Annotated in this window: 19 protein-coding genes; 17 read left to right on the forward strand and 2 right to left on the reverse strand. The window is 61.4% G+C overall.

The window, feature by feature from the left end:
- Positions 1-35 precede the first annotated feature (35 nt).
- Genes EDF70_RS16650 through EDF70_RS16685 form a run of 8 tightly spaced genes read left to right on the forward strand, consistent with a single transcriptional unit; the run spans position 36 to position 9372 of the window.
- Positions 36-1142 carry an ABC transporter permease gene (locus EDF70_RS16650; RefSeq protein ID WP_132275710.1) on the forward strand — a complete coding sequence of 369 codons (1107 nt, stop codon included), beginning with the start codon at positions 36-38 and terminating at the stop codon, positions 1140-1142.
- A 3-nt stretch (positions 1143-1145) separates the two neighbouring features.
- Positions 1146-1925, forward strand: coding sequence for an ATP-binding cassette domain-containing protein (locus EDF70_RS16655; RefSeq protein ID WP_132275713.1), 780 nt, complete (start codon positions 1146-1148; stop codon positions 1923-1925).
- Between the two features lie 10 nt (positions 1926-1935).
- Positions 1936-3069, forward strand: coding sequence for a Gfo/Idh/MocA family oxidoreductase (locus EDF70_RS16660; RefSeq protein WP_132275716.1), 1134 nt, complete (start codon positions 1936-1938; stop codon positions 3067-3069).
- Positions 3066-4991 carry a 5-dehydro-2-deoxygluconokinase gene (iolC, locus tag EDF70_RS16665; RefSeq protein ID WP_132275719.1) on the forward strand — a complete coding sequence of 642 codons (1926 nt, stop codon included), beginning with the start codon at positions 3066-3068 and terminating at the stop codon, positions 4989-4991. Before EDF70_RS16660 ends, iolC begins: the two co-directional genes overlap by 4 nt.
- The gene (gene iolD / locus EDF70_RS16670) at positions 4988-6820 is read left to right on the forward strand and encodes a 3D-(3,5/4)-trihydroxycyclohexane-1,2-dione acylhydrolase (decyclizing) (RefSeq protein WP_132275722.1); all 1833 of its coding nucleotides are present in this window, start codon (positions 4988-4990) and stop codon (positions 6818-6820) included. Before iolC ends, iolD begins: the two co-directional genes overlap by 4 nt.
- A gap of 10 nt (positions 6821-6830) precedes the next feature.
- The gene (iolE, locus tag EDF70_RS16675) at positions 6831-7727 is read left to right on the forward strand and encodes a myo-inosose-2 dehydratase (protein ID WP_132275725.1); all 897 of its coding nucleotides are present in this window, start codon (positions 6831-6833) and stop codon (positions 7725-7727) included.
- Positions 7728-7762: 35 nt separating this feature from the next.
- Entirely contained in the window at positions 7763-8560 is a 798-nt protein-coding gene (gene iolB, locus EDF70_RS16680) for a 5-deoxy-glucuronate isomerase (RefSeq protein ID WP_132275728.1), read from the forward strand.
- 23 nt (positions 8561-8583) lie between these two features.
- Positions 8584-9372: a TIM barrel protein gene (locus EDF70_RS16685; protein WP_132275731.1), complete on the forward strand. Its 789-nt coding sequence runs from the start codon at positions 8584-8586 to the stop codon at positions 9370-9372.
- Positions 9373-9415: 43 nt separating this feature from the next.
- On the opposite strand, the gene EDF70_RS16690 is transcribed toward EDF70_RS16685, so the two are convergent.
- Positions 9416-9853 carry a helix-turn-helix domain-containing protein gene (locus EDF70_RS16690; RefSeq protein ID WP_132275734.1) on the reverse strand — a complete coding sequence of 146 codons (438 nt, stop codon included), beginning with the start codon at positions 9851-9853 and terminating at the stop codon, positions 9416-9418.
- 113 nt (positions 9854-9966) lie between these two features.
- The gene (locus EDF70_RS16695) at positions 9967-12321 is read right to left on the reverse strand and encodes a helix-turn-helix transcriptional regulator (protein WP_132275737.1); all 2355 of its coding nucleotides are present in this window, start codon (positions 12319-12321) and stop codon (positions 9967-9969) included.
- A 238-nt stretch (positions 12322-12559) separates the two neighbouring features.
- Here EDF70_RS16695 and EDF70_RS16700 point away from each other — a divergent pair, with 238 nt between their 5' ends.
- The 9 genes from EDF70_RS16700 (at position 12560) to EDF70_RS16740 (ending at position 24182) form a co-directional block, all read left to right on the forward strand.
- On the forward strand, positions 12560-13588 hold the full coding sequence (locus EDF70_RS16700; RefSeq protein WP_132275740.1) for an ABC transporter permease: 1029 nt from the start codon (positions 12560-12562) through the stop codon (positions 13586-13588).
- The gene (locus EDF70_RS16705) at positions 13588-14469 is read left to right on the forward strand and encodes an ABC transporter permease (protein WP_132275743.1); all 882 of its coding nucleotides are present in this window, start codon (positions 13588-13590) and stop codon (positions 14467-14469) included. The genes EDF70_RS16700 and EDF70_RS16705 overlap by 1 nt, the downstream gene beginning before the upstream one ends.
- 3 nt (positions 14470-14472) lie before the next feature.
- A complete protein-coding gene (locus EDF70_RS16710; protein WP_132275746.1) occupies positions 14473-16119 on the forward strand; it encodes an ABC transporter ATP-binding protein in 1647 nt (548 codons plus the stop codon).
- Between the two features lie 12 nt (positions 16120-16131).
- Complete coding sequence (locus tag EDF70_RS16715) at positions 16132-17688, forward strand: hydantoinase/oxoprolinase family protein (protein ID WP_132275749.1); 1557 nt, start codon at positions 16132-16134, stop codon at positions 17686-17688.
- Positions 17681-18814, forward strand: coding sequence for a DUF917 domain-containing protein (locus tag EDF70_RS16720; protein WP_132275931.1), 1134 nt, complete (start codon positions 17681-17683; stop codon positions 18812-18814). Before EDF70_RS16715 ends, EDF70_RS16720 begins: the two co-directional genes overlap by 8 nt.
- Before the next feature lie 38 nt (positions 18815-18852).
- The gene (locus tag EDF70_RS16725) at positions 18853-20451 is read left to right on the forward strand and encodes an ABC transporter substrate-binding protein (RefSeq protein ID WP_132275752.1); all 1599 of its coding nucleotides are present in this window, start codon (positions 18853-18855) and stop codon (positions 20449-20451) included.
- An 88-nt stretch (positions 20452-20539) separates the two neighbouring features.
- Positions 20540-21616 (forward strand): DUF917 domain-containing protein, encoded by a 1077-nt coding sequence (locus EDF70_RS16730; protein WP_132275755.1) that lies wholly within the window; start codon positions 20540-20542, stop codon positions 21614-21616.
- Positions 21613-23151 (forward strand): hydantoinase/oxoprolinase family protein, encoded by a 1539-nt coding sequence (locus EDF70_RS16735; RefSeq protein ID WP_132275758.1) that lies wholly within the window; start codon positions 21613-21615, stop codon positions 23149-23151. Before EDF70_RS16730 ends, EDF70_RS16735 begins: the two co-directional genes overlap by 4 nt.
- Before the next feature lie 86 nt (positions 23152-23237).
- Positions 23238-24182: an isoaspartyl peptidase/L-asparaginase gene (locus tag EDF70_RS16740; RefSeq protein ID WP_132275761.1), complete on the forward strand. Its 945-nt coding sequence runs from the start codon at positions 23238-23240 to the stop codon at positions 24180-24182.
- The last annotated feature ends 390 nt before the right edge of the window (positions 24183-24572 follow it).

Genomic DNA, 24572 nt, shown 5'->3' on the forward strand with positions numbered 1-24572 from the left:
ATCGATCCCAGGGGACAGACCCAGGAGACATATCCATGTCGACAGACACGCTGGCGCTTAGCGACGAGCGCATCAAATCCGAGCCTTTTCTCACCAAACTCATGAAACGGCCGGAACTCGGCGCAATCGGGGGCGTGGTCCTCGTCACAATCTTCTTCATGATCACCGCCGATCGCACGATGTTCACGCTGTCGGGCGTGATGAACTTCATGACGCCGGCAGCCCAGCTCGGCATTCTCGGCATTGCCGCGGCCATGCTGATGATCGGCGGCGAATTTGATCTGTCGATCGGTTCCATGGTTGCCTTTGCCGGCATGGTGTTTGGCGTCTTTGTCGTCAATATCGGCATGCCGCTTGTCATCGCCATTCCGCTGACGCTCGCTCTGGCCGCCGTACTCGGTGCCACCAACGGCATGATCGTGCTGCGCACTGGCCTGCCGTCCTTCATCGTCACGCTGGCGGGCCTGTTCGTGCTGCGCGGTGCAGCCCTTGTCGGCCTGAAACTTTTCACCGGTGGCTCGACGCAGCTGCGCGGCATTCGTGAAGCGGTGGAAGGCGATTTTCTGGCGCCGATCTTTTCAGGCGATGCCTTTGGCTTCATCATGCGCTGGCTGGCGGAAGCCGGCATCGTCGATAGTTTTAAATCGGGCGTGCCAAAGGTGCCGGGCATTCCGGTGGAAATCATCTGGTTCGTCGCCTTTGCCGCGATCGCCACCTATATCCTCCTGCGCACCCCCATCGGCAACTGGATCTTTGCGACCGGTGGCGATGCGCTTGCGGCGAAAAATTCCGGCGTGCCTGTGCGCCGTGTCAAAATCTCGCTGTTCATGCTGACGGCCATGGCCGCTGCGCTCGTCGCCATCATCACCGTCATCGATGCCGGTTCCACCGATGCCCGCCGCGGCTTCATGAAGGAATTCGAGGCGATCATCGCAGCCGTTATCGGCGGCTGCCTGCTGACGGGTGGTTACGGCTCGGCGATCGGTGCCTTCTTCGGCGCAATCATCTTCGGCATGGTCACGATCGGCCTGACCTACACCAAATTCGACCAGGACTGGTTCCAGATCTTTCTCGGCACGATGCTTCTGCTGGCCGTCATCTTCAACAACGTCATTCGCCGACGTGTGACCGGGGAGCGCTGAACGATGACCGCACCCATCATCCACATGGAAAACATCAAGAAGCACTATGGCAATGTCATTGCGCTCAACGGTGTGACCTTCGATCTACGTCCCGGCGAATGCCACTGCCTGCTCGGCGATAACGGCGCCGGCAAGTCCACCTTCATCAAGACCATGTCGGGCGTGCACAAGCCGACCGAGGGTTCGATCACCTTCGAAGGCAAGCCGCTGTCCTTCGGCAGCCCGCGCGACGCGATGGAGGCGGGCATCGCCACCGTGTTTCAGGATCTCGCGATGATCCCGCTGATGTCGGTGACGCGCAATTTCTTCATGGGGCGCGAACCGACCAAGGGCAGGGGCATCTTCAAGCGGTTCGATATCGACACCGCCAACGAGATCACCATGGCGGAGATGCGCAAGATGGGCATCAACCTGCGTGGTCCCGATCAGGCTGTCGGCACGCTTTCGGGTGGTGAGCGGCAGACCGTGGCGATTGCCCGCGCCGTCTATTTCGGCGCCAAGGTTCTCATCCTCGATGAACCCACCTCGGCGCTCGGCGTGCGTCAGACCGCCAACGTGCTTTCCACCATCAACCGCGTGCGCGAACAGGGCATCGGCGTGGTGTTCATTTCTCACAATGTCCGCCATGCGATGGCGGTCGGTGACCGGTTCACGGTTCTGAACCGTGGCCAGACGCTCGGCACCGCGACACGCGGAGACATCAATGCGGCCCAGTTGCAGGACCTGATGGCGGGCGGACAGGAAATGGCCGCGCTCGAAGGTTCGCTCGGCGGAACGATCTGAGGCATTTTTCATGGTACAGACTTCAACTCTCCCGGATCGTCCGCTTGGTATCGCGCTGATCGGCACCGGTTTCATGGGCAAGTGCCACGCCATGGCCTGGCGCAATGTGGCCGCCGTCTTCGGAGGTGCACATCACCGGCTGGAAATCCTGTCCGACGCCACGCCGGAGAGTGCGCAACGTTTTGCCGATCAGTTCGGCTTTGCGCGTTCCACGGCCGCTTGGCAGGAAGCCGTCGGCGATCCGAATGTCGATGTCGTCTCGATCACGGCGCCAAACGGCATGCACCGGCCGATGGCCGAGGCGGCGCTCAAAGCCGGAAAACATGTCTGGCTGGAAAAGCCGATGGCGCTGACGCTGGCCGATGCTCAGGCAATGGCCGCAACCGCCGCCGCCTATCCGCGCCAGGCAACGATGCTCGGTTACAACTATCTCAGAAGCCCCGCCTTTCAGGCTGCACGCAATCTGATCCGCGATGGCGGGATCGGAAAACCGCTCGCTTTCCGCGGGGTTTATGACGAGGATTATTCCGCCGATCCACTCCTCCCGTGGTCGTGGCGGATGACTCACGAAGGTGGCGGTCTGGGCGCGCTTGGCGATCTCGGCTGCCATCTCGTGAGCCATATGCTGGCGCTGATGGGGCCGGTGGCCGAAGTGGTCGCCCAGACCCAGGTTGCCATTCCCGCGCGTCCGTCGCCGGAGGGTCCCAAGCCGGTTGAAAACGAGGACAGCGCGCTGGCCATGCTGCGGTTTGCCTCCGGCGCGCAAGGCTCGTTTGCCACGTCGCGCGTGGCGCGTGGCCGCAAATGCAGGCTGCAATGGGAAGTGCATGGCAGCGAAGGCACGATCGTTTTCGATCAGGAAAACATGAATGAACTCTGGGTTCATCGTGCTGGCGAGGCGGGTTTCACCCGGCACCTGACCGGCCCGGATCAGCCGGATTTTGCCGCCTTCTGCCCGGCACCCGGTCACAACTTTGGTTTCAACGAACAGAAGGTGGTGGAAGCCCGCGATCTGCTTGTCGCGATTGCCGGCGGGCCGAATTCCGGTCCTGATTTCGGCCACGGGTTGGAGATCGAAAAGGTCATTCACGCCATGGCCGCCTCCAACGGCAGCACCATCCGCATCGAAAGGGTGACGACATGACGAAGACACTCGACGTCATCACGATCGGCCGCGCCGGTGTCGATCTGTATGGCGCCCAGATCGGTGGACGGCTGGAAGACATGGGCTCGTTCGAAAAATATATCGGCGGCTCGCCCACCAACATCGCCTGCGGCAGCGCGCGGCTTGGCCTGAAGACGGCACTGATCAGCCGGGTCGGCAATGAGCACATGGGCCGCTTCATCCTCGAGCAATTGAAGCGCGAGGGAGTTTCGACCGAGGGTGTAAAGACCGATCCGGAACGGCTGACGGCGCTGGTCATTCTCGGCATTCGCGACGACACCCAGTTTCCGCTGATCTTCTACCGCGAAAACTGCGCCGACATGGCGCTGTGCGAAGACGATATCGATGAGGACTTCATCGCCTCCGCCCGCGCCGTTGTCGTCACCGGCACGCATCTGAGCAATAACCGTACCGAAGCCGCCGTGCTCAAGGCGCTGACGCTCGCCCGCAAGCACGGTCTGCGCACCGCGCTCGATATCGACTATCGCCCCAACCTCTGGGGTGTCGCCGGTCATGGCGATGGCGAAAGCCGGTTTGTCGAAAGCGCCAGGGTCACGGCCCGTTTGCAGACAAGCCTGCACCTGTTCGACCTGATCGTCGGTACCGAAGAGGAATTCCATATTGCCGGTGGCTCGACGGACACGCTGGCGGCCCTCAACGCCGTTCGCAAGGTCAGCGCCGCGACGCTGGTGTGCAAACGTGGTCCGCTTGGCGCCACCGCCTTCGAACATGCCATTCCGACCAGCCTGGATGATGGTCAGAGCGGTCAGGGTTTTCCGATCGAGGTGTTTAATGTGCTCGGCGCCGGCGACGGCTTCTTTTCCGGGCTTCTGCGTGGCTGGATGACCGGCGAGGACTGGCCGACATCGCTGAAATTCGCCAATGCCTGCGGCGCCTTCGCCGTCAGCCGACATGGCTGCACGCCGGCCTATCCGAGCTTCGAGGAACTGGAATTTTTCCTGAAGCGCGGCGTCGTGCGTCCCGATCTGCGCAATGATGCGGAACTGGAGCAGCTGCACTGGTCGACCACGCGTCAGAGGCGGGTCGATGGCGACTGGTCGACCATGCGGGTGTTTGCCTTCGATCACCGTGTCCAGCTGGAGCAGATGCCCGGATACACGTTGCAAAAGGGCGCGGCCTTCAAGGAATTGTGCCTTCAGGCAGCGCTTCGCGTGCAGGCGGGCAAATCCGGTTACGGCATTCTCTGCGACAACCGCATCGGCCGGTCGGCACTGCACAAGGCTTCGGGGTCCGGGCTTTGGATCGGCCGTCCGGCCGAGTGGCCGGGGTCGCGGCCGCTGACGCTGGAACCGGAGCTGGGTACGGATTGCGGCACGCTGTCCGAATGGGCGCGCGAGGATGTGGTCAAGGTTCTGTGCTTCTGCCATCCGGATGACGATGCGCAAACGCGGGCGCAGCAGGAAGCGACGGTCAAGAGATTGTTCGAAGCGGCACGGCGCAACCGGCTGGAATTTCTTCTCGAAGTCATCCCGTCCAAGGTCGGACTAACGGATGACCACACGGTTGCGACGCTGATCCATCAATTTTATGCGGCCGGCATCTATCCCGACTGGTGGAAGCTGGAGCCGATGAAAACCACGGCCGGCTGGCGAAATGCCATCGCAGCCATCGAGGCGCATGACCGCCATACACGCGGCATCGTCGTGCTCGGCCTGGATGCGCCGGAAGCGGAACTGTCGACCAGTTTCGAAGTCGCGGCAGGTTTCGATCTGGTGAAGGGCTTTGCGGTCGGACGCACGATTTTCGGCGAGGCCGCCAAACGCTGGCTGGCGGGTGACATCACGGACGAGACGGCCGTTGACGACATGGCCAAACGGTACCAGCGGCTGTGCACCATTTGGGACACGGCACGCGAAAAAGCACAGGAGCAGGCGGCATGACCACGTTACGACTGACGGCGGCGCAGGCCATGGTGAAATGGCTCTCGGCACAGATGACCGAGGATGGCGAGCGTTTCGTCGATGGCGTCTGGGCGATCTTTGGCCACGGAAATGTCGCGGGTCTTGGCGAGGCGCTGCAGAAGGCCGGCAACAGCCTGCCGACATGGCGCGGCCAGAACGAACAGACCATGGCGCATGCCGCGATCGCCTATGCCAAGGCGAAAAAGCGTCGGCGCATTCAGGCGGTCACGTCCTCGATTGGGCCGGGCGCCACCAATATGGTGACGGCGGCGGCACTCGCCCATGTCAACCGACTGCCGGTTCTTCTCATTCCCGGCGATGTGTTTGCCAATCGCCGACCCGACCCGGTGTTACAGCAGATCGAGGATTTCGATGACGGCACCGTCTCGGCCAATGACTGCTTTCGCCCGGTCAGCCGTTATTTCGATCGCATCATGCGGCCGGAACAGCTTCTGACGGCACTGCCACGCGCTTTGCGCGTAATGACCGATCCGGCAAATTGCGGGCCGGTAACGCTGTCCTTCTGCCAGGATGTGCAGGCCGAAGCATATGATTGGCCGGATGCCTTTTTCGAGCCGAAGGTTTGGCGCATTCGCCGGCCTGAGCCTGACGCCCGAGATCTCGATGAGGTGGCGGCGCTTGTTCGTGCAGCGAAAAATCCCGTCATCGTCGCGGGTGGGGGCGTGATCTACAGCGATGCGGAACAGGATCTTGCCGAGTTTGCCACACACCACGCCATCCCGGTGATCGAGACGCAGGCCGGCAAATCGGCACTCGCCCAAAGCCATCCGATGAATTTTGGTGCGGCTGGCGTCGATGGTTCGGCCGCCGCCAATGCGCTTGCCCGCAAGGCTGATCTGGTCATCGGCATCGGCACGCGGTTTCAGGATTTCACCACCGGATCGTGGTCGCTCTTCGAGGCGAAGGACCGAAAACTCGTTTCGATCAACGTGCAGGCCTATGATGCCGACAAGCACGGTGCCATCGGCGTTGTCGCGGATGCCAAGGTTGCGTTGGCGGCACTGGGCGAAAAGCTGGGCGGCTATCGCGCGCCGGAATCCGATGCCGTGTCCCGTAGCGAATGGCTTGCCGCCGTCGATCAGCATTGCGCCGCACCGTCGCAGGAAGGTCTGTCGACGGATGCGCAGGTGATCGGCGCTGTACAGCGGGCAACGGGCGAAAACGCCATCGCCATGTGTGCGGCCGGCACCATGCCGGGCGCGTTGAAACTTCTCTGGCAACCGAGCCAGGGCGGCTACCACATGGAATACGGTTTCTCCTGCATGGGTTATGAAATCGCCGGCGCCATGGGTCTGAAACTGGCGAGGCCGGACCGCGAGGTGATCTGCTTCGTCGGTGACGGTTCCTACATGATGGCCAATTCGGAGCTGGCGACGGCGGTCATGCGCCGCGTGCCGTTCACCGTCGTGCTGACTGACAATCGTGGTTACGGCTGCATCAACCGGCTACAACGCGGCACCGGCGGCGAGCCGTTCAACAATCTCTACGCAGACTGCAATGTCGAGCAGCAGCCGGAGATCGATTTCGTCGCACATGCCGCGTCGATGGGCGCGGCATCCGTGAAGGCCAAGGACATTGCCGATCTCGAAGCGCAGATCGCACAGGCCCGTGGCCGCGATATCCCCACCGTCATCGTCATCGACACAGATCCAACCGATGGCCCTGGTTTCGGCGATGCCGGCCACTGGTGGGATGTCGCTGTGCCGGAAGTGAGCACCACCGACAAGCTGAAACAGACCTATGCGCGCTATCTGACAAGTGTCGCCAAGCAGAACACCGTGAATTGAGGACAGGACCATGATCCGCTTCGGCACCAATCCCATCGCCTGGGCCAATGACGACGACCAGACCCTTGGCGCCAACATTCCGACCGAGCAAATCCTGCGTGAAGCCGGCGAGATCGGTTTTGACGGTATCGAAAACGGCCATCGCTGGCCGAACGATCCGCAGGCGCTGAAAGAACTGCTCGGCGGCCACGGTCTGGCTTTCGTTTCCGGCTGGTATTCGCTGAACCTGCTGACGCAGTCGGTGGAGGAGGAAAAGAAGGCCATCCAGCCGCATCTCGACAAGCTGAAGCACAATGGCTGCACGGTTTGCATCGCCTGCGAAACGTCGAACAGCGTGCAGGGGCTGCAGGTGCCGCTTTCGCAAAGCCCGGTTCTTTCCGAGGCGCAGATGAAGGCTTTTGGCGCCAAGGTCGAAGAGCTTGCCGCCTTCACCGCCAGCCAGGGCATAGCGCTCGTCTACCATCACCATATGGGGACAGTGGTCGAGACCCCGGAAGAAATCGATGCCTTCATGGCTGTGACGGGACCTGCCACACGTTTGCTGTTCGATGCCGGTCACTGCTTCTTCGGCGGCAATGGTCGCGATCCCGAAACCGTGCTTGCTCGCCATGTCGATCGCGTCAGCCATTTTCATGCCAAGAACGTGCGCCCCGCCGTCATGCGCCAAGTGCGCGATGAGGGCCTGTCGTTCATGGACGGCGTGCGTGCCGGCGTGTTCACCGTGCCGGGTGACGAGGAAGGTGGCGTCGAATTCGAGCCGCTTCTGAAGATCCTCAAGAGTGCCGGGTATCACGGCTGGATCGTCATCGAGGCCGAACAGGACCCGGATGTCCGCAATCCGTTTGATTATCAGTCGCTTGGCCTGAAGACGTTGAAAGCCGCTGCCGCCAAAGTCGGACTTGTCTGAACAATCGGGTCTGAGAAAACAGCAGGAGTTTCGAGATGCCCAATCTTCTCCACCGCCCATTCGGCAAACACGGCAAGGTGCACGAGATCACGCCTGCATCGGCAGGTTGGCGGTATGTCGGTTTTTCGCTTTACCGGCTGCGGGCCGGTGAAGCCGTGACCGAAGAGACCGGTGACCGTGAGGTCATTCTGGTTATGGTCGAAGGAAAGGCGGCGCTGGAAGGTGCGGGCAAGGATTGGGGCGTGCTTGGCGAGCGCATGAGCGTGTTCGAAAAATCGCCGCCGCATTGCCTCTATCTGCCGAACGGCAGCACATGGAAGGCCGTTGCTGAGACCGATTGTGTCATCGCCGTCTGCTCCGCCCCCGGCATAGGCGGTCACGAGGCGCGGCGGATCGGCCCGGCCGGTATAACGCTCACCCAGCGCGGCGAGGGCACGAACACCCGCTACATCAACAATATCGCCATGGAAAACGAGGATTATTGCGACAGTCTTCTGGTAACGGAGGTGTTCACGCCGGCCGGCCATTGGTCGAGCTATCCGAGCCACCGCCACGACGAAGACGATTTTCCGCGCATCACCTATCTCGAAGAGACCTATTACCATCGCCTCAACCCGGCTGACGGTTTTGGTATCCAGCGCGTCTACACCGACGACCTGCAACTGGACGAGACCATGGCCGTGCATGACGGCGATGTCGTCTGCGTGCCGCGCGGGCATCACCCCTGCGGCGCACCGCACGGTTTCGAGATGTATTATTTGAACGTCATGGCCGGTCCCCTGCGCAAATGGCGTTTTGTCGCCGCGCCGCCGGTCGAGCACCTGACGCGCTGACCCTCACACAAGCGGATAAAACAATGGATCAACCTTTTACGCTGGCCGCCTGCGCGGAAATGCTCTGGCGCGACAAGCCGATCGAATGGCGCTGCTCGGCACTCAAGGAAATGGGTTTCGAGGTCGGCTTATGGAACTGGCCGGAGCATGATCTCGCTGCGCTCGAAAAGTCCGGCGCGACCTTTTCCATCATGAATGGCTATCTGACAGGTCGTCTGGCCGATGATGAAGGGGCCGACGAATTGCTGCGTTCGGCCCGGGAGACGGCGCAGGTCGGTAAACGGCTCGGTGTCGCCCGGCTTAATCTGCATGGTACAGGCCTTGGTGAGGGCGGTTTGCCTGTTCGTCCCAGTGAAGTGACGACCGGACGCATGTGGCTGAAAGCGCGTGACACGCTGGCGCGTATCGCCGATATGGCGGAAGAGGAAGGCGTCGTCTTCACGCTTGAAAACCTCAATCTGCCGGTCGATCATCCCGGCACGCCGTTCGGCCGTGCGGAAGATACGCTTGCCTTGGTCGAAAGCGTCAATCATCCGCGCCTGCTGCTCAATCTCGACCTTTATCATGTGCAGATCGGCGAGGGGAATTTGATCGAAACCTGCAGGGCTTGCCTGCCTTTCATCGGCGAGGTGCAGGTAGCGGATGTTCCGGGACGGTGCGAGCCGGGCACCGGCGAGATAAACTACCCGTCGATTGCCAGATCGCTGGTCGATATGGGGTATCGCGGGCCGGTGGGGCTCGAGGCTTTTGCGAAGGCCGATCCCGTCGTCGCATTGGAAGCGTTTCGCGCCGCCTTTACGATGAGAAACTGACCAATTGCGTCTCGCTGAGGATTGGCGCGCGGAGCGGGTCGCGTCAGTCTTTCAGCGTGTCGAATGTGGCCCGCGCGGCATCGACCGCTTCATGATTTTCGACCGCCCAGATCCACACGTTGCAGAATGCTGCACCAAGCGTCAGCCCGAGAGGCGAAAGGCTATATTCGACCTTCGGCGGTACGCAGGCGTAGATCTTGCGCACGACAAGGCCGTCCCGCTCCATCCGCCGCAGGGTTTGCGTCAGCATCTTCTGGCTGATGCCGGTGACATGGCGGGCGATATCCGAAAAGCGCAACGTGCCTTCATCCCAAAGCGTGTCGAGAATGACGACGGTCCACTTGTCGGCAAAGCCGGAGATCATTTCCCGCACCAGCCCTTCGATCTTCGGATCGACATTCTGCGGATAATCGCGTGCCTTATACGATTGCGCGCGTTGCAGATCGTTGGCGGTGTAGGTCGAAGGCTGCGGTTTGGTCATCGGTTCTGGCCCATAAGTTTATATCGGAAACTTACTCTACAAAAGAGAGTTAGGCAACGCTCTGCGGCTATTCAGACCTTGACCGTCCGTTCTCGTGGGCCGTTTCAACGTGTTCATATCCAGCCGAGCGCCTTGGCGGCCCGGATCGCTTCGGCCCGCCTCGAGCAGCCGAGTTTCCGAAACAGATTGCCGACGTGGAATTTCACCGTCACCTCTGAAATGCTGAGCGTGTGGGCGATCTTCTTGTTGGGCATGCCGGCGGCAACCAGTTGCAGCATCTGTGCCTCGCGCTGCGACAGGCCGCCGTGAAGGGCGCGGGCATGCGGCGAGTTGACCGATGAGGCAAAGATCGACAGCGCCATGCGCACATCGGAGGATGTCTCGATGAAGGCGCGGATGCGCTGGTCGTTCAGGAGCGGCGACAGAAATAGCCGTTCTTCGGAGAGCACGCCGTTGCAGCCCAGCCGCGTCGCGGTCTCCAGCGCGGAAAGAAGCTGCGCGCGAGCTGCGGCATTGTCGCGCCGCTGGTGCGAGACGTAGCTCTGCCAAAGCTGAAGGGCCACCTTCTCACGGTTGGTCACTTTTGGATTGGCGATCAGCGCATCGATCTGGCGGGGCAGGTAGGCGCGGGGCGTGGCGATGTGCACGGCGTCGCGCAGCCATGCCATCGCATAGGCAATCTCGTCGCGCCGGGAGAGGCGGGTCAGTTCGTCGGTGGCGCTGTCCACCCAGTTGCGGCCGATCGGCATGCGCACGGCGGTCAGGGTGGCTGCCGCATCGGTCCAGCGATTGGCGTTCTGATAAGCGATGGCGGTGCGGATCTCCATCATCGCATGAAACTGCAGGCCCTCGGACAGATGGATCCACAGACCATCGAGGAAACCGGGACGGATGGTCATGGCGAAATGATCGCCCAGAACCTGCGAAGCATAATGCAGGGCAAACTGCATCAGGCTCGGCCAGATTTCGGCGGCGGCAAAGGCCTCGAAATCACTCTGCACGAATTCCAGAAGCTCGCGCGGCCGACCGGATTCGTAGGAAAGGCAGGCTTCCGCCAGCCGCAGCATACGAAACTCCTGCACGGCTTCGTGTGGCACGGCCTCCAGCCGGTCACGTGCGTCTTTCGCCGCGCGGCGGGCCAAAAGGGCATCGCCACTCATCAGCCGCAGCACGATCTGGTGCAGGTGGATGAAAAATTCCAAGAGCGGCTGGCCGCCAGGTTTGCGCAGGTAAACGAGCGCGCGGGCAGCGGCGGCTTCCGCTTCTCGAAAATTGCGCCGCCGCACCTCGAATTCCAGGATGGCGTTATAATAACCCGACCATTTTCCGTAATCGCCAAGCGGATAGTCCGCCATGAATTCGCCCAGCCGGGTGATCATCGCATCTGATGGCGTCAGATCCTCGCAGATCATCAGGTTGAGGCGAAAGGTGCGTGCCGCAAACGAAAAACGCGAATTCCGGTTCAGGACTTTCAGCGGATCGAGGTAATCGTGGCCCAGATGCCGCGAGACCAGATGCCGGACGCGGGAAAGCTCGCCTTGCTTGAGAAGGCTGCGTGCCACTGCGAACAGAACCGTTTCGTTGGTGGCCATGATGGGCTGGGAGAAGCGCATGATGATGGTCTGAAACGCTTCCACGCTGCTGCGATAGATCAGCTCGCGGCCATGGGCGCGTTCGAGGATTTGTGCCGCATGCTCTTCATGACCGTGATCGAGAAGCAGGTCCATCGCGGCCAGCGGTCGTTCGGCCCGTTCCAGTGCCGAGGCGATGTCGATGACGGCGCCGCCCGTTACCAGTGTATGAAAACGCTCCTGAACGGCGATGCGCAGAAGGCGCAGCAGCTCGGTGTTTCGTTCCGGGGTTTCCGTCAAGGCCGGCGGAAGGGCTGCTTTCCAGTCTCCGACGGCATCCGCGGATGGGGCTTCCAGCCAGATCGAAAGGTCGGCCGTCTGCGTCGGTGAAAGCGAGGTCAGAAACGTTTCCCGCAGATATTCGGTACAGGCGTCGTCGTCAGGGTTTTGGCAGAGAGGAAGGAAGGCTGGCCAGCCCGCATATCCTTCAGCCAGGAGCTGGCGTGGTGATGCGGGCAGGGGAGCGAGTTCCCGCGCCGTAAACGTCAGGTCCTCCGCCGAAAACGTCACGGCCCCGTCATGCATGATGCGGCGCGCCAGTCCGCTGATCCGCTGTTCGGGGCGGCAGGCGATGATGATGCGACGCGCATGATCCAACACCTGCGCCGGCAGCCGGGCTGAGCGAGCCGCAACCGGCACATCCCAGATCAGGATGCCCTCTTGTACGTCGTCCACGCGCGGCTGGTGAGCGCAGGATACCTGCAGGCCAAGTTGTTCAGCCACCATGCGCAAAGCCACGGATTTCCCGGCGCCGGCCGGTGCACGCAGGAAGGTGATCGCTGCGGTTTTGCGGGCGATATCACGGACAATCTGCGGGCGTGGCAATAAATCAGGCATCTGCATGCGATACCGCGAAACGGGTTCATAACCTATACCACGACGTCAAAAAACTATACTTTTGAGCTGTTGCTGATACGGCCGTGCTGCGAAATGCTAAACCTCGATCCGGACATGCTGCGTCCGAAAGCCATGACGGCTTTCAAATGCTGGATGTCAGACTTGAAGAGTTGCAGCGTCCCTTGTGCGTCAAGTCTGGCGCACGGCGCTGCAATGATGCACGAGGACCAATCCGCCGATGCAGCAACATCCATTGATCGCCATTCTCACCAGACTGGGCACGTTCGTGCTGGTGATGATTGCTCTTTCGATCATGATCTTTGTGCTGGCGCGCGTCGTGCCCGGCGATCCCGCCCGCATGGCGCTTGGCCCGGCCGCGACGGTCGAACAGGTCGAGGCGCTGCGGCTGCAGATGGGCCTCGATCAGCCGCTGGTGTTCCAGTATGTCGATTATATCGGCAAGGCGCTGCGCGGCGATCTTGGCATGTCGCTCGTGTCGCAACGGCCTGTCACGACCGATCTTGGCCAGACTGTTCCGGCAACGCTTGAACTGGTTCTGGTGTCGGTGATCTTCATGTTCATCGTGGCGATCCCGCTCGGCGTCATCATGGCGCATTACCGTGATCGTGCCGTCGATCACATCGGTCGCCTGTTGTCGCTGACCGGCGTCACCATCCCGAGCTTTCTGTTCGCCATCACGCTCCAGCTCATTGCGGCCCGCTTCCTCTCCGGCTGGCCGATCATCGGCAGGCTCGATCATAACCTCGGCTGGACCGGCGGCCCGACCGGGTTGCTGATCCTCGATGGTCTGTTGACGGGGCGCCCGGACGTGTCGCTGAATGCGCTTCAGCATCTGGCCTTGCCTGCCTTTGCGCTGTCCATGGCCGGCATCGGCCAGATTACCCGCATCACCCGTTCCGCCATGATCGAAAACCAGCGCAAGGATCATGTGCTGACGCTGAAAAGCTTTGGGGTGCCCGAGCGCGTGATCATCTTCAAATATCTTCTAAAGCTGTCGTCGATCGCACCGCTCACCATCATGGGGCTGGAATTCGCCTCGCTGATCGGCAACGCCTTCGTCATCGAGATGGTGTTCGCCTGGGGTGGTTTTGCCTCCTACGGCCTCCAGTCGATCCTGCAGAAGGATCTCAACGCCGTCACCGCCGTGGTTCTGGTTGCCGGCCTGTTCTTCATCGTCGCGAACCTGATCGTTGATGTTCTCATCACGATGATCGACCCGCGCCTTCGCCGTAAGGAGGCCCGCTGATGGCCGATATCAAGATGCTCGATGCCAGCGATCGCGGTTTGAGCGCCGGTTACATGATGTGGTACCGGTTCAGTCGCAATCCGGCCGCCGTGATCGGCGCGCTGATCATCTTTTCGGTGATCTTTCTCGCCATCTTCGCGCCGCTTTTGACGCCTTATCCGAAACATGTCGGTGCGGTCGTGGATTTCCGCGCTCGCCATCTGCCGCCGGATGCCGCCCATTGGTTCGGCACCGACAAGGCCGGCCGCGACATCTTTTCGCGTACGATCTTCGGTCTGCGCATCTCGCTTCTTCTGGTGGTCGGCGTGCTTGGCATCTCGGTGCCGGTGGGTGCGGTTCTGGGCCTGATGGCCGGTTATTTCGGCGGCTGGACGGAAAAGGTCATCAGTGGCCTGACCAACGTCATGCTCGCCATGCCGCCGCTCGTCATGGCGCTTGCCGTCTCCAACCTGCTGGAGCCGACGCTGACGAATGCGATGATTGCCATCACCCTTCTGTGGTGGACCTGGCATGCACGCCTCATCTATGCAGTCTCCAAGCAGATCGCCTCGGAAGATTATATCGAGGCGGCCCGTCTTGCCGGTGCCGGCCCGATGCACATCCTCTTCCGCGAAATCCTGCCCAATTGCGTGCCGGTGATTTCGGTGAAGACCACGCTCGATGCGGCTTTCGTCATCCTGTTCGGCGCAACGCTCAGCTTCCTCGGTTTCGGCGTCAAGCCGCCGACGCCGGACCTCGGCTCGATGGTTGCCGATGGCCGCCAGTTCATGCCGGATTTCTGGTGGGAAGTGCTGTGCCCCGGTGCCGCCGTCTTCTACGTGACCCTCGGTTTCAACCTGCTGGGCGATGGCCTGCGCGACATGTTCGATGTGGAGAACTGAGCGATGAGCCAACCGCTTCTGAATGTCGAGAACCTCACGGTCTCGTTCACCACCTACGGCCGCACGCGCCAGGTTCTCAACAATGTCTCGTTCAGCGTGTCTGCTGGCGAACGCGTGGCTCTGATCGGCGAAACCGGCTCCGGCAAATCGGTGACGGCCAAGGCGATCATCGGCACGCTGCCGAAAAATGCCTCCGTCCAGTCCGGTGCCATCTCCTTCGGTGGCCGCAACGTCTTCGAAATGCCGCGCGGCGAGCGCGAGAGCATGAAGGGCAGCGCCTTTTCGCTGATCATGCAGGACCCGCTGTCCTCGTTCAATCCGGTCTTCAAGATCGGCACCCATCTCGATGACGTCATGCGGTTCGCCGACAAGCGCGCCGGCAAGTCGTCGTCTCGCTCGGAGCGCCGCACCCGCATCGCCGCCGTGCTGCGCCGGGTGCAGCTGGCCGATACCGACCGCGTCATGAACGCCTATCCGTCGGAACTGTCGGGCGGCATGCGCCAGCGCGTGCTGATCGGGCTGGCGCTTCTGCACCAGCCAAAACTTCTGATCGCCGATGAGCCTGGCACCGCGCTGGACGTCACGACACAGGACGAGATCCTCAACCTCATCAACCAACTGGTTGTCGAGGAGAACATGGCGCTGCTGATGATCACCCACAATCTCGGTGTCGTGCGCAAGGTCGCCGACCGGGTCGTGGTCATGCATCATGGCGATATCGTCGAGACCGGCCCCTGTGCGGAAATCCTGTCGGCGCCGAAACAGCCCTATACGATCTCGCTGCTCGATGCGGTGCCGCCGCTTTATGGTTCGCGTGTCATCGACCAGAAGGGCAGTGAACGCCCGCCAATCGTCACCGTCGATGGCCTCAACAAGATTTATGGTCGCCGTCCCGGCTACCACGCGGTGCGCGACGTCAATCTGACGCTGCGCGAAGGCGAGGTTTTGGGGCTTGCCGGTGAAAGTGGTTCGGGCAAGACCACGGTCGCCCGTATCATCATGGATCTCATCGACCCGACCACGGGAAGCGTGTCTATCGATGCGCCGGCGTCGGCCAAGGGCAAACGCCTGACGCAGATCGTCTACCAGAACCCCGGCACCTCGTTGAACCCGAAACGCACGGTCAAACAGACGCTCAGCCTGCCGCTGAAATCGATTGGTCTCGACGGCGCCGCCCGCGAGGCGCGCATGAACGAGCTGATGGGCCTCGTGCGGCTGCCGCAATCCTATCTCGGCAAATATCCGCACGAGCTTTCCGGCGGCCAGAAGCAGCGTGTGGCGATTGCCCGTGCGCTTGCGGCGGAACCAAAGATCCTGATCCTCGATGAACCGACCGCGGCACTCGATGTATCGGTGCAGAAGACGGTGATCGAGCTGCTTCTGCAGCTGCGCGAGGAGCTTGGTCTCACCTATCTGATGATCTCCCACGATCTGTCGCTGATGCGCAATTTCTGCTCGCGCATCGCCATCATGCTGCGCGGCGAAATCATCGAGGAGGGGGCCACCCCGGACGTTTTTGCCGAACCGAAACATCCCTATACCCGCGCGCTGATCGCGGCGATCCCGGTCGTCAGCGATGAGGAGGAGCGCCTGAAACCTGTCGTGACGGAGGAAGAGCGCACGCGCTTCCTCGTCAAGACAACCGATTGAGAGGAGCCTGACGTGTATCGCGTTGGAATTGACGTTGGCGGCACCAATACGGATGCTGTCGTTCTGCAAGGCAAGACGGTTCTGGCCGGCGTAAAGGCTTCGACCACCGAGGATGTGACCTCGGGCGTGATCGAGGCGCTGGAAAAGGTCATCGAAGCCTCCGGCATCGACCGGCAGCGCATCGGCGCCGTGATGATCGGCACCACGCATTTCACCAATGCGGTGATCGAGCGCCGGCATATGGAAGAGGTCGCGGCGATCCGTCTTGGCCTGCCGTCCGGTGCCGGTCTGCCGCCGATGGTCGATTGGCCGGATGACGTGCGCGAGATCGTCGGCAACCACGGTTATCAGGTGCGCGGCGGTTACGAATTCGACGGGCGTGAAATCTCGCCGCTCGATGAAGACGAGATCGTGCGTATCGCCGGCGATATCCGCGCCAAGGGTCTGAAGGCTGCGGCCGTCACCTGCGTGTTCAGCGGCATCAACGATGCGATGGAACAACGCACCAAGGAAATCCTGCAACAGCATTGCCCCGGCCTGCCGGTGGTGATGTCGAAGGATATCGGTCGTCATGGTCTGCTTGCGCGCGAAAGTGCTGCAATCATGAATGCCAGCCTGCTGTCGCTGGCCGACCGCACGGTCGCCGCTTTCGGCAAGGCGCTGGAAACGGCCGGCATCACTGCGCCGTTCTACATCACCCAGAACGACGGAACGCTGATGGCAGCCGATGTCGTGCGTGGTTTCCCGGTTCTCACCTTCGCTTCCGGCCCGACCAATTCCATGCGGGGTGCTGCCTTCCTCACCGGCATCAAGGATGCCGTCGTGGTCGATGTCGGCGGCACCACGTCCGACGTTGGTTCGCTGTCGCACGGTTTTCCGCGCCAGGCATCCACGACTGTCGATATCGGCGGCGTGCGCACCAATTTCCGCATGCCGGACGTGTTTTCGATCGGCCTCGGCGGCGGTTCGCTGGTGGTCGAAACCGATAAGGGCGTGACCATCGGCCCGAAATCAGTGGGCTACCGTGTCCGTCAGGATGCGATCTGCTTCGGCGGCAAGACCCTGACGGCAACGGATATCGCCGTTGCTTCCGGCAAGGCGGATATGGGCGATGCCGGTTTGCTGGCCGGTCTCGATCCGTCGCTGGTGGAAGCGGCCGCGAAAAAGATCGATGCCATGCTGGAAGCCTGTGTCGAGCGCAGCCGCATTTCCTCGACGCCGGTTCCGGTCATCGCCGTTGGCGGCGGATCCATCCTGATGCCGGACAAGATCGGTGATCTCGATGTCATCCGCCCGGACAATTTTGCTGTCGCCAATGCGGTCGGTGCTGCAATCGCCCAGATCAGCGGTGAAACCGATCGCGTCTTTTCGCTGATCGATGGCCGCACCCGCGAAAGCGCGCTGGCTGAAGCCGAAGCCGAAGCGCGCGAAAAGGCGATTGCCGCGGGAGCGCTCGCCGAAACACTCGAAGTCATCGAACGCGAGGACACGCCGCTGGCCTATCTGCCCGGCAATGCCACCCGCATTCACGTCAAGGTCGTTGGAGAAATGGGAGGCCATGGTGGCTGAACCGCGCAAGCTGAAATACGACGAAGCCGATCTGCGTACGCTCACCGTCGAGGATTTGGATGCGCTGGAAATCGGGGCCGGCATTCTGGGCACCGGCGGCGGCGGCAATCCCTATCAGGGCAAGCTTCTGGCACTGGAAGCCATGAAGGCCGGTTACGAACTAAAGATTCTCGCCACCGACCGGATCGAGCCGGATGCGCTGTGCATGTCGATCGGCGGCATCGGTGCCCCCGTCGTCGGCACCGAGCGTCTGCGTGAGGGCCGCGAGGGCCTGCGTTGCCTGCGCGCCATGGAAGACCTGATCCGTCAGCCGATCGATGCCATCGTCTGCGAGGAAATCGGTGGTGCAAACGCCATTAACCCGCTGGTGACGGCGGCGCTCGGCGGTCTGCCGATCCTTGATTGCGACGGCATGGGCCGCGCCTTCCCGGAAATGCAGATGACCACCTTCTCCATCTACGGTCACAGCTCGACGCCATCGGTGATGTGCGACCTGCACGGCAATGCCGTCATCTTCAGCCACGCGGTTTCCGAAGTCTGGCATGAACGCATGGCGCGCGCCTGCGTGGTGGCGCAGGGCGGCGGCGCGATGCTGGCAACGGCACCGATGCAGGCGCATTTCGTGCACCGTTACGGCATTCCGAAAAGCTACACCAAGGCGATTGCGCTCGGTCAGGCCGTCATCGACGCTCGCAAGGCGCAGGAAGATCCGATTGCCGCAGTCTGCAATCTTGAAGGCGGACGTCGCATCTTCAACGGCAAGATCACCGATCTGAAACGCCATCTGCGCGGCGGCTTTGCGGTCGGCGAAATGGAACTGGCGGGCTTTGACGATTGCACCGGCCAGACCGCCGGCGTCGCCATCCAGAACGAGTTCCTGATTTTCCGCCGTAACGGCAAGGTCGAGGTCACTGTACCGGACCTGATCGTGCTGCTGGATGTCGATACCGGTTACCCGATCACCACCGAAATGCTGCGTTACGGCCAGCGTGTCGCGGTGCTGGCCATCCCCTGCCACGATCTGCTGCGCAGCGCCCAGGCACTCGACGTCGTCGGCCCGAAGGCCTTTGGCTACCCCGAGCTTACCTTTTCTCCGCTGCCATCGATCGCAAGTCAGGCAGCCTAATCATAAGCGGGTGTTCCGCATCTAAGAGAGGAACTAGCATGAAAACCACGTCGAAAATGTCTCGCCTTGCCGCGCTTGCGCTTGGCACCGCGCTTACGCTTACGATGCATTCCGCATCGGCCTCGGCTGCCGACGAAAAAGTGTCGATGGCCGTCAACACGATGCAGATCTTCTCGTCGCTCGATCCGGCCAAGGTGACCGATTACACCGGCTACATGGCGATCGTGAACATGTATGATGGCCTCACCACCGTCAGCCCGTCGGGCGAGATCGTGCCGCATCTGGCAAAATCCTGGGAGATTTCGCCGGACGGCCTGACCTACACGTTCCATCTGCGCGATGATGCAAAGTTCCAGGACGGCACCGCCCTCAAGGCTTCCGATATCGCATGGTCGGTGAAGCGCCTGATCGGCATCAACAAGGGCCCGTCCAACCTCGTCGTCGGCCTGATCAAGCCGGAAAACATCACCACGCCGGACGATGCGACTGTGGTCTTCAAGCTCGAGCGTCAGTTCGCACCGTTCATGTCGGTCACGCCGATCTTCATGGCGCTGAACCAGAAGCTGATCGAAGCCAACACCAAGGCCGAAGACAAGTGGGGCGAGGCCTATGTCGGCGAACATTCCGCCGGTTCCGGTCCCTACAAGCTGATCAGCTACAACCGCTCTGCCGATATGGTCATCGCCCGCAATGCCGATTATTTCCTAGGCTGGACCAAGGGCAAGCCGATCGACGAAGTCCGTTTCGTGCAGACCAGCGACGATGCCACCGTCAAGGCTCTCGCAGAGAAGGGCGAACTTGGCCTGACCTCGCATGGTCTCGGCAACGACACCTATGAGGCAATCGGCAAGATGGATGGCTACAAGCTGATCCAGACCCGCACCGCCGGCGGCTTTGTCATCAAGCTCAACACCAAGGTTTACCCGACCGACGACGTGCATGTGCGCCGCGCCATCGCTTACGCCACCGACTACAAAACCATTCAGGAAGTCATCTATCCCGGCTTCGACATGAAGGGCCCGCTGTCGGACGCTTTCAAGGACGCGCACAACGATGGCATCGAGCCGGGCGTCTTCGATCTTGAAAAGGCCAAGGAAGAACTGGCCAAGTCGAAATATGCCGGCCAGAAGATCACGCTGGTCAATAGCTACGTCGCTTCGCTTGCCTTCGAGGCGGAAGTGGCACTGCTGCTGCAGGCCAATCTCGAACAGATCGGCATCACGCTCGACATCAAGCCGGAGCCGTGGAACCGCATCGTCGAGCTGTCCGCCAAGCCGGAAACCACGCCAGCCTCGACGCAGGTCAACGTTTCGCCGAGCTACCCTTCGCCGGACGCGATGTTCTACAACCAGTATCACTCCAAGGCATCCGGCACCTGGTGGGCAATGGAATGGCTGCAGAACCCGGAAATCGACGCGCTGATCGACAAGGCGCGCGGCGAAACCGATGTGGCTGCCCAGAACGCCACCTACAAGGAACTGCAGACCAAGATCGCCGATCTGCAGCCGGATGTCTGGGCCGTGGCACCGAACCGTCGTTACGGCGCCAACAAGTGCCTGCAGGGTTATGCCTTCATTCCGATGCAGAGCTGGGACCTGAATTTTTCGAACTTCTATTGGGACTGCAAGGCCAACTAAAGCCTTCGTGATCTCTCACGAAATCCGGTCCGCACAGATGCTTGTCTATGTGCGGGCCGGGCTCTGCCATCGACTGTTTGGGTGACACATGCTTCAGGAATTCCCCGAGGAAAATATCGAACCGCTCGCCACGGGCGCCTGGATTCTGGGCACCGGCGGCGGTGGCAATCCCTATATCTCCACACTCAACCTGCGCCGCCTTTATGCGGAAGGCCGCCGTGTGCAGATCATCGATCCGATGGATCTCGCCGATGACGACATGGTCGCCGTGGTCTCCAAGATGGGCGCACCGCTGGTCGGTCAGGAACGTCTCAGCGATCCCGTCCATCTCGCCCGCGCTGTCGAGGTGATGGAGGATTATCTGGGAAAACCGTTCCGCGCCATCATGAGCGTCGAAATCGGCGGCTCAAACGCGCTCTCCTCCTTCCTCGCCGGTGCGATGCTCGACCGCCCTGTCGTCAATGCCGATGCGATGGGCCGCGCCTATCCCGAAGCGCAGATGACTTCGTTCGCCATCGGCAACCTGCCGATGTTCCCGCTGTCGCTGGTCGATATCCGCGACAATGAAGTGATCGTCACCCGCGCCGCCTCGTGGAAGTGGATGGAGCGTATATCCCGAAAGGTCTGCACGGAAGTCGGCTCGACCGCCGCCACCTGCAAGGCACCTCGCTCCGGCCGCGAGGTCAAGGATTGGGGTATTCATTACACCGTCACCAAGGCAACCGAACTCGGCCGTGCCGTCATCGAGGCGCGCGCGCGTCACGACGATCCGGTCAAGGCGGTGCTCGACCATGAAGGCGGCAAGCAGCTGTTTCGCGGCAAGATCGTCGATGTGGTGCGCGAAACCACCGGCGGCTTCCTGCGCGGCAAGACGGTCATCGAGGGCATCGATGCCGACAAGGGCTCGCGCATGGAACTGGCCTTCCAGAACGAATGGGCCGTGGCCTTCCGCGATAGCCAGCCCGTTGCCATGACACCGGACCTGCTCTGCCTGCTCGACACGGTTTCGGGCGGAGCCATAGGCACCGAATCCGTGCGTTACGGCCAGCGTGTCACTGTCGTGGCACTTCCGGCACCTGAGCTTTTGACCACGCCTGCAGGCATCGCCGCCGTCGGCCCACGCGCCTTCGGTTATGACATCGAATTCACATCGGTATTCCCATGAAACGCATCGGTATTGACGTTGGCGGCACCAATACGGATGCCGTGCTGATCGACGGCGACACGATCCTCTCCTCGATCAAGGTTCCGACCACGCAGGACGTCATGTCCGGCGTCAAGGCAGCACTCGCGCATGTGTCCGGCTCGATCGCTGTAAGTGGTCGTCCGCTCGACGCCGTGATGATCGGCACCACCCATTTCACCAATGCGGTCGTCGAACGCGCTCGGCTGGAACGTGTCGCGGCCATCCGCATCGCGCTGCCGAGCGGCTCTTCCCTGCCGCCGATGTGCGACTGGCCGGAAGATCTGCGCACTGCTGTCGATCCCTTGATCTTCATGGTGCATGGCGGCCATGAATATGACGGCAGCCCGATCGTGCCGATGATCCCGGACGAGATCCGCGAAGCGGCGATGAAGATCCGCGACGCCGGCATTACCTCGATCGCGATTTCGGCAACATTCTCGCCACTCACCACCGAATGCGAAGTGACAGCTGCCGAGATCGTCCGCTCGATCATTCCGGAAGCCCGCATCACGCTATCGCACACGCTGGGCCGCATCGGTCTGCTGGAACGTGAGAACGTGGCGCTGCTGAATGCCGCGCTGCAATCGCTCGGCAAGACCACCGTTCAGGCGTTTTCCGACGCATTGCGTGAAGCCTCGATTGCTGCCCCGTTCTTCCTCACTCAGAACGATGGAACTGTGGCCTTGGCGGATGTGGCGGCAGCCAATCCGGTTCACAGCTTTGCCTCCGGCCCGACCAATTCCATGCGCGGCGCGGCTTTCCTCACCGGCCTCACCGATGCGATGGTCGTCGATGTCGGCGGCACCACGTCGGATATCGGTTGCCTTGTCGGCGGTTTTCCGCGTGAGGCGAACAATATCGTGCATGTCGGCGGAGTGCGCACGCTGTTCCGCATGCCGGACCTGCTGCCGGTAGCACTTGGCGGCGGCACGATCATCGATCCGGAAACCGGCAAGATCGGCCCGCGTTCAGTCGGTTACCGCATCCTTTCGGAAGCCCTCGTGTTCGGTGGCAATACGCTGACGACATCTGACGTGGCTGTTGCCGCAGGTCTGATCGAGATGGGAGACAAGGACCGCGTGAAGGGTCTCGATCCGGCCTTCGTCAAGGCCAGCCTCGAGCGCATCCGCGACATGGTCACCGACAGCTTTGACCAGATGAAGACCTCGGCCGAAGATGTACCGCTGATCGCGGTCGGCGGCGGAGCCTTCCTTATCCCGGAAAAGGTTTTGGGCGCTTCCGAAGTGCTGCGTGTCGAAAACGCCGGTGTCGCCAATGCACTGGGTGCGGCGATGGCGCAGGTCTCGGGCGAAGTGGATCAAGTTTTCTCCGGCATCAGCCGCGACGAGGCTCTGGCCACAGCGGAAGCCGAAGCGCAGGCCGCAGCCGTCGCCTCCGGCGCCAGCCGCGAAAGCCTGAAGACGCTGGAGGTCGAGGATATCCCGATCGCCTATCTGCCGGGCGGCGCGCGTCGCGTGCGCGTGCGTGTCATCGGTGATATCGAACTTAGCTGAAATCTGACTGCTACACCCCGCATTAAAATGCGGGGTGTTTTTCAATGCGGGCCGGAAATGCAGGTAGAGATATGAAGGACAGAGCCATGACAAAAATTGCACTTGCGATACACGGTGGCTGCGGCGTGATGGCCAAAGATGACCTCAGCGAGGTGGAATGGGCAGCGGCGCGTGTCGATCTTCATCGGTCGCTGCAAGCCGGTTGGGCCATCCTGAAAGCCGGCGGCTTGGCGCTCGATGCGGTGCAGGCGGCGGTCGTGGTCATGGAAGACAGCCCGCATTTCAACGCCGGTCATGGCGCGGCACTCAACACCGATGGCGAACACGAACTCGATGCCTCGATCATGGATGGCAGCACGCTCGAAACCGGTGCGGTGACATTGACGCGACACATCCGCAATCCGGTCAAGGCCGCACGCCGTGTCATGGAGAAGGGGGATGCCGTTCTGCTTGGAGGTCCTGCTGCCGATGATTTCGCCAGGGTCGAAGGGCTGGATATCGTCGACCAGAACTATTTCACCACCGAAAAGCGGGTGCAGGCGCTGGCGGCCATGAAAGCGCATGCTGCAGCCGGCACGGCGGCCAAGGCCAGCGAATCCGAAAAACACGGCACAGTCGGTGCCGTTGCGCTGGATGCGTCCGGGCACCTTGCGGCGGCGACATCGACCGGTGGTTACAACAACAAGCCGGTCGGCCGCATCGGCGATACGCCGATTGCGGGGGCGGGGACCTATGCCCGTGATGGCGTCTGCGCCGTATCGGGCACCGGCAAGGGCGAATATTTCATCCGTTATGCAGTCGGCCATGAAGTGGCGAGCCGCGTTCGCTATCTCGGCGAAAACGTCGATCAGGCGGCCACCCAGGTCATCATGGGAGAGCTTAAGCCGCATGCGATCGGTGCGGGCCTTGTCGCGATCGGCGCCGATGGCTCCGTTGCGGCGCCCTATAACACCGCAGGCATGTTCCGCGGCTGGGTGACGCCTGACGGTGATTTTTTCGTCGCAACGCATGACGAGGTTTACGCGCTTTGAACTGTGCCCAGCTGTGTCTCTGCCGCGAGTGACGAGATGATGGTCGATAACATGGCTGCTATGTAGGCCAGGTTTTTCAAAAGGACGCGTTCTTCAGGGCCCATAAGTCCGCAAATACCGCCGGGGCGTGTCCTTGCGCCCCGGCTTCCCGCATTCTGATACGTTGTTTTGTTTGATCAATTGCGGGTCTTGAAAAAAAATTGGCCGCGAAACCCTTGTGGCTCAGGGGATGCGCATTTTTCCGCTTCGAAACATGACATTTTTGCGAAGTTGGTGTTGACTTGAGGAAGTGGTGGGGACTATAACCCGGTCACTGACGAGGGCGGCGGCGCTGCTAGCGACGATGTCCTTCGTTCTAAAGAAACCTACATAAGATTGGCGAATGCTGGT

This window comes from Neorhizobium sp. JUb45, from assembly GCF_004343585.1.
Classification (GTDB): Bacteria; Pseudomonadota; Alphaproteobacteria; order Rhizobiales; family Rhizobiaceae; genus Neorhizobium.

What these genes read in the sequence shown, in the direction of transcription:
- EDF70_RS16650 (WP_132275710.1), top strand. Translation starts at nt 36, where the DNA reads ATGTCGACAGACACGCTGGCGCTTAGCGACGAGCGCATCAAATCCGAG.
- EDF70_RS16655 (WP_132275713.1), top strand. Translation starts at nt 1,146, where the DNA reads ATGACCGCACCCATCATCCACATGGAAAACATCAAGAAGCACTATGGC.
- EDF70_RS16660 (WP_132275716.1), top strand. Translation starts at nt 1,936, where the DNA reads ATGGTACAGACTTCAACTCTCCCGGATCGTCCGCTTGGTATCGCGCTG.
- iolC (WP_132275719.1), top strand. Translation starts at nt 3,066, where the DNA reads ATGACGAAGACACTCGACGTCATCACGATCGGCCGCGCCGGTGTCGAT.
- iolD (WP_132275722.1), top strand. Translation starts at nt 4,988, where the DNA reads ATGACCACGTTACGACTGACGGCGGCGCAGGCCATGGTGAAATGGCTC.
- iolE (WP_132275725.1), top strand. Translation starts at nt 6,831, where the DNA reads ATGATCCGCTTCGGCACCAATCCCATCGCCTGGGCCAATGACGACGAC.
- iolB (WP_132275728.1), top strand. Translation starts at nt 7,763, where the DNA reads ATGCCCAATCTTCTCCACCGCCCATTCGGCAAACACGGCAAGGTGCAC.
- EDF70_RS16685 (WP_132275731.1), top strand. Translation starts at nt 8,584, where the DNA reads ATGGATCAACCTTTTACGCTGGCCGCCTGCGCGGAAATGCTCTGGCGC.
- EDF70_RS16690 (WP_132275734.1), bottom strand. Translation starts at nt 9,853, where the DNA reads ATGACCAAACCGCAGCCTTCGACCTACACCGCCAACGATCTGCAACGC.
- EDF70_RS16695 (WP_132275737.1), bottom strand. Translation starts at nt 12,321, where the DNA reads ATGCCTGATTTATTGCCACGCCCGCAGATTGTCCGTGATATCGCCCGC.
- EDF70_RS16700 (WP_132275740.1), top strand. Translation starts at nt 12,560, where the DNA reads ATGCAGCAACATCCATTGATCGCCATTCTCACCAGACTGGGCACGTTC.
- EDF70_RS16705 (WP_132275743.1), top strand. Translation starts at nt 13,588, where the DNA reads ATGGCCGATATCAAGATGCTCGATGCCAGCGATCGCGGTTTGAGCGCC.
- EDF70_RS16710 (WP_132275746.1), top strand. Translation starts at nt 14,473, where the DNA reads ATGAGCCAACCGCTTCTGAATGTCGAGAACCTCACGGTCTCGTTCACC.
- EDF70_RS16725 (WP_132275752.1), top strand. Translation starts at nt 18,853, where the DNA reads ATGAAAACCACGTCGAAAATGTCTCGCCTTGCCGCGCTTGCGCTTGGC.
- EDF70_RS16730 (WP_132275755.1), top strand. Translation starts at nt 20,540, where the DNA reads ATGCTTCAGGAATTCCCCGAGGAAAATATCGAACCGCTCGCCACGGGC.
- EDF70_RS16735 (WP_132275758.1), top strand. Translation starts at nt 21,613, where the DNA reads ATGAAACGCATCGGTATTGACGTTGGCGGCACCAATACGGATGCCGTG.
- EDF70_RS16740 (WP_132275761.1), top strand. Translation starts at nt 23,238, where the DNA reads ATGACAAAAATTGCACTTGCGATACACGGTGGCTGCGGCGTGATGGCC.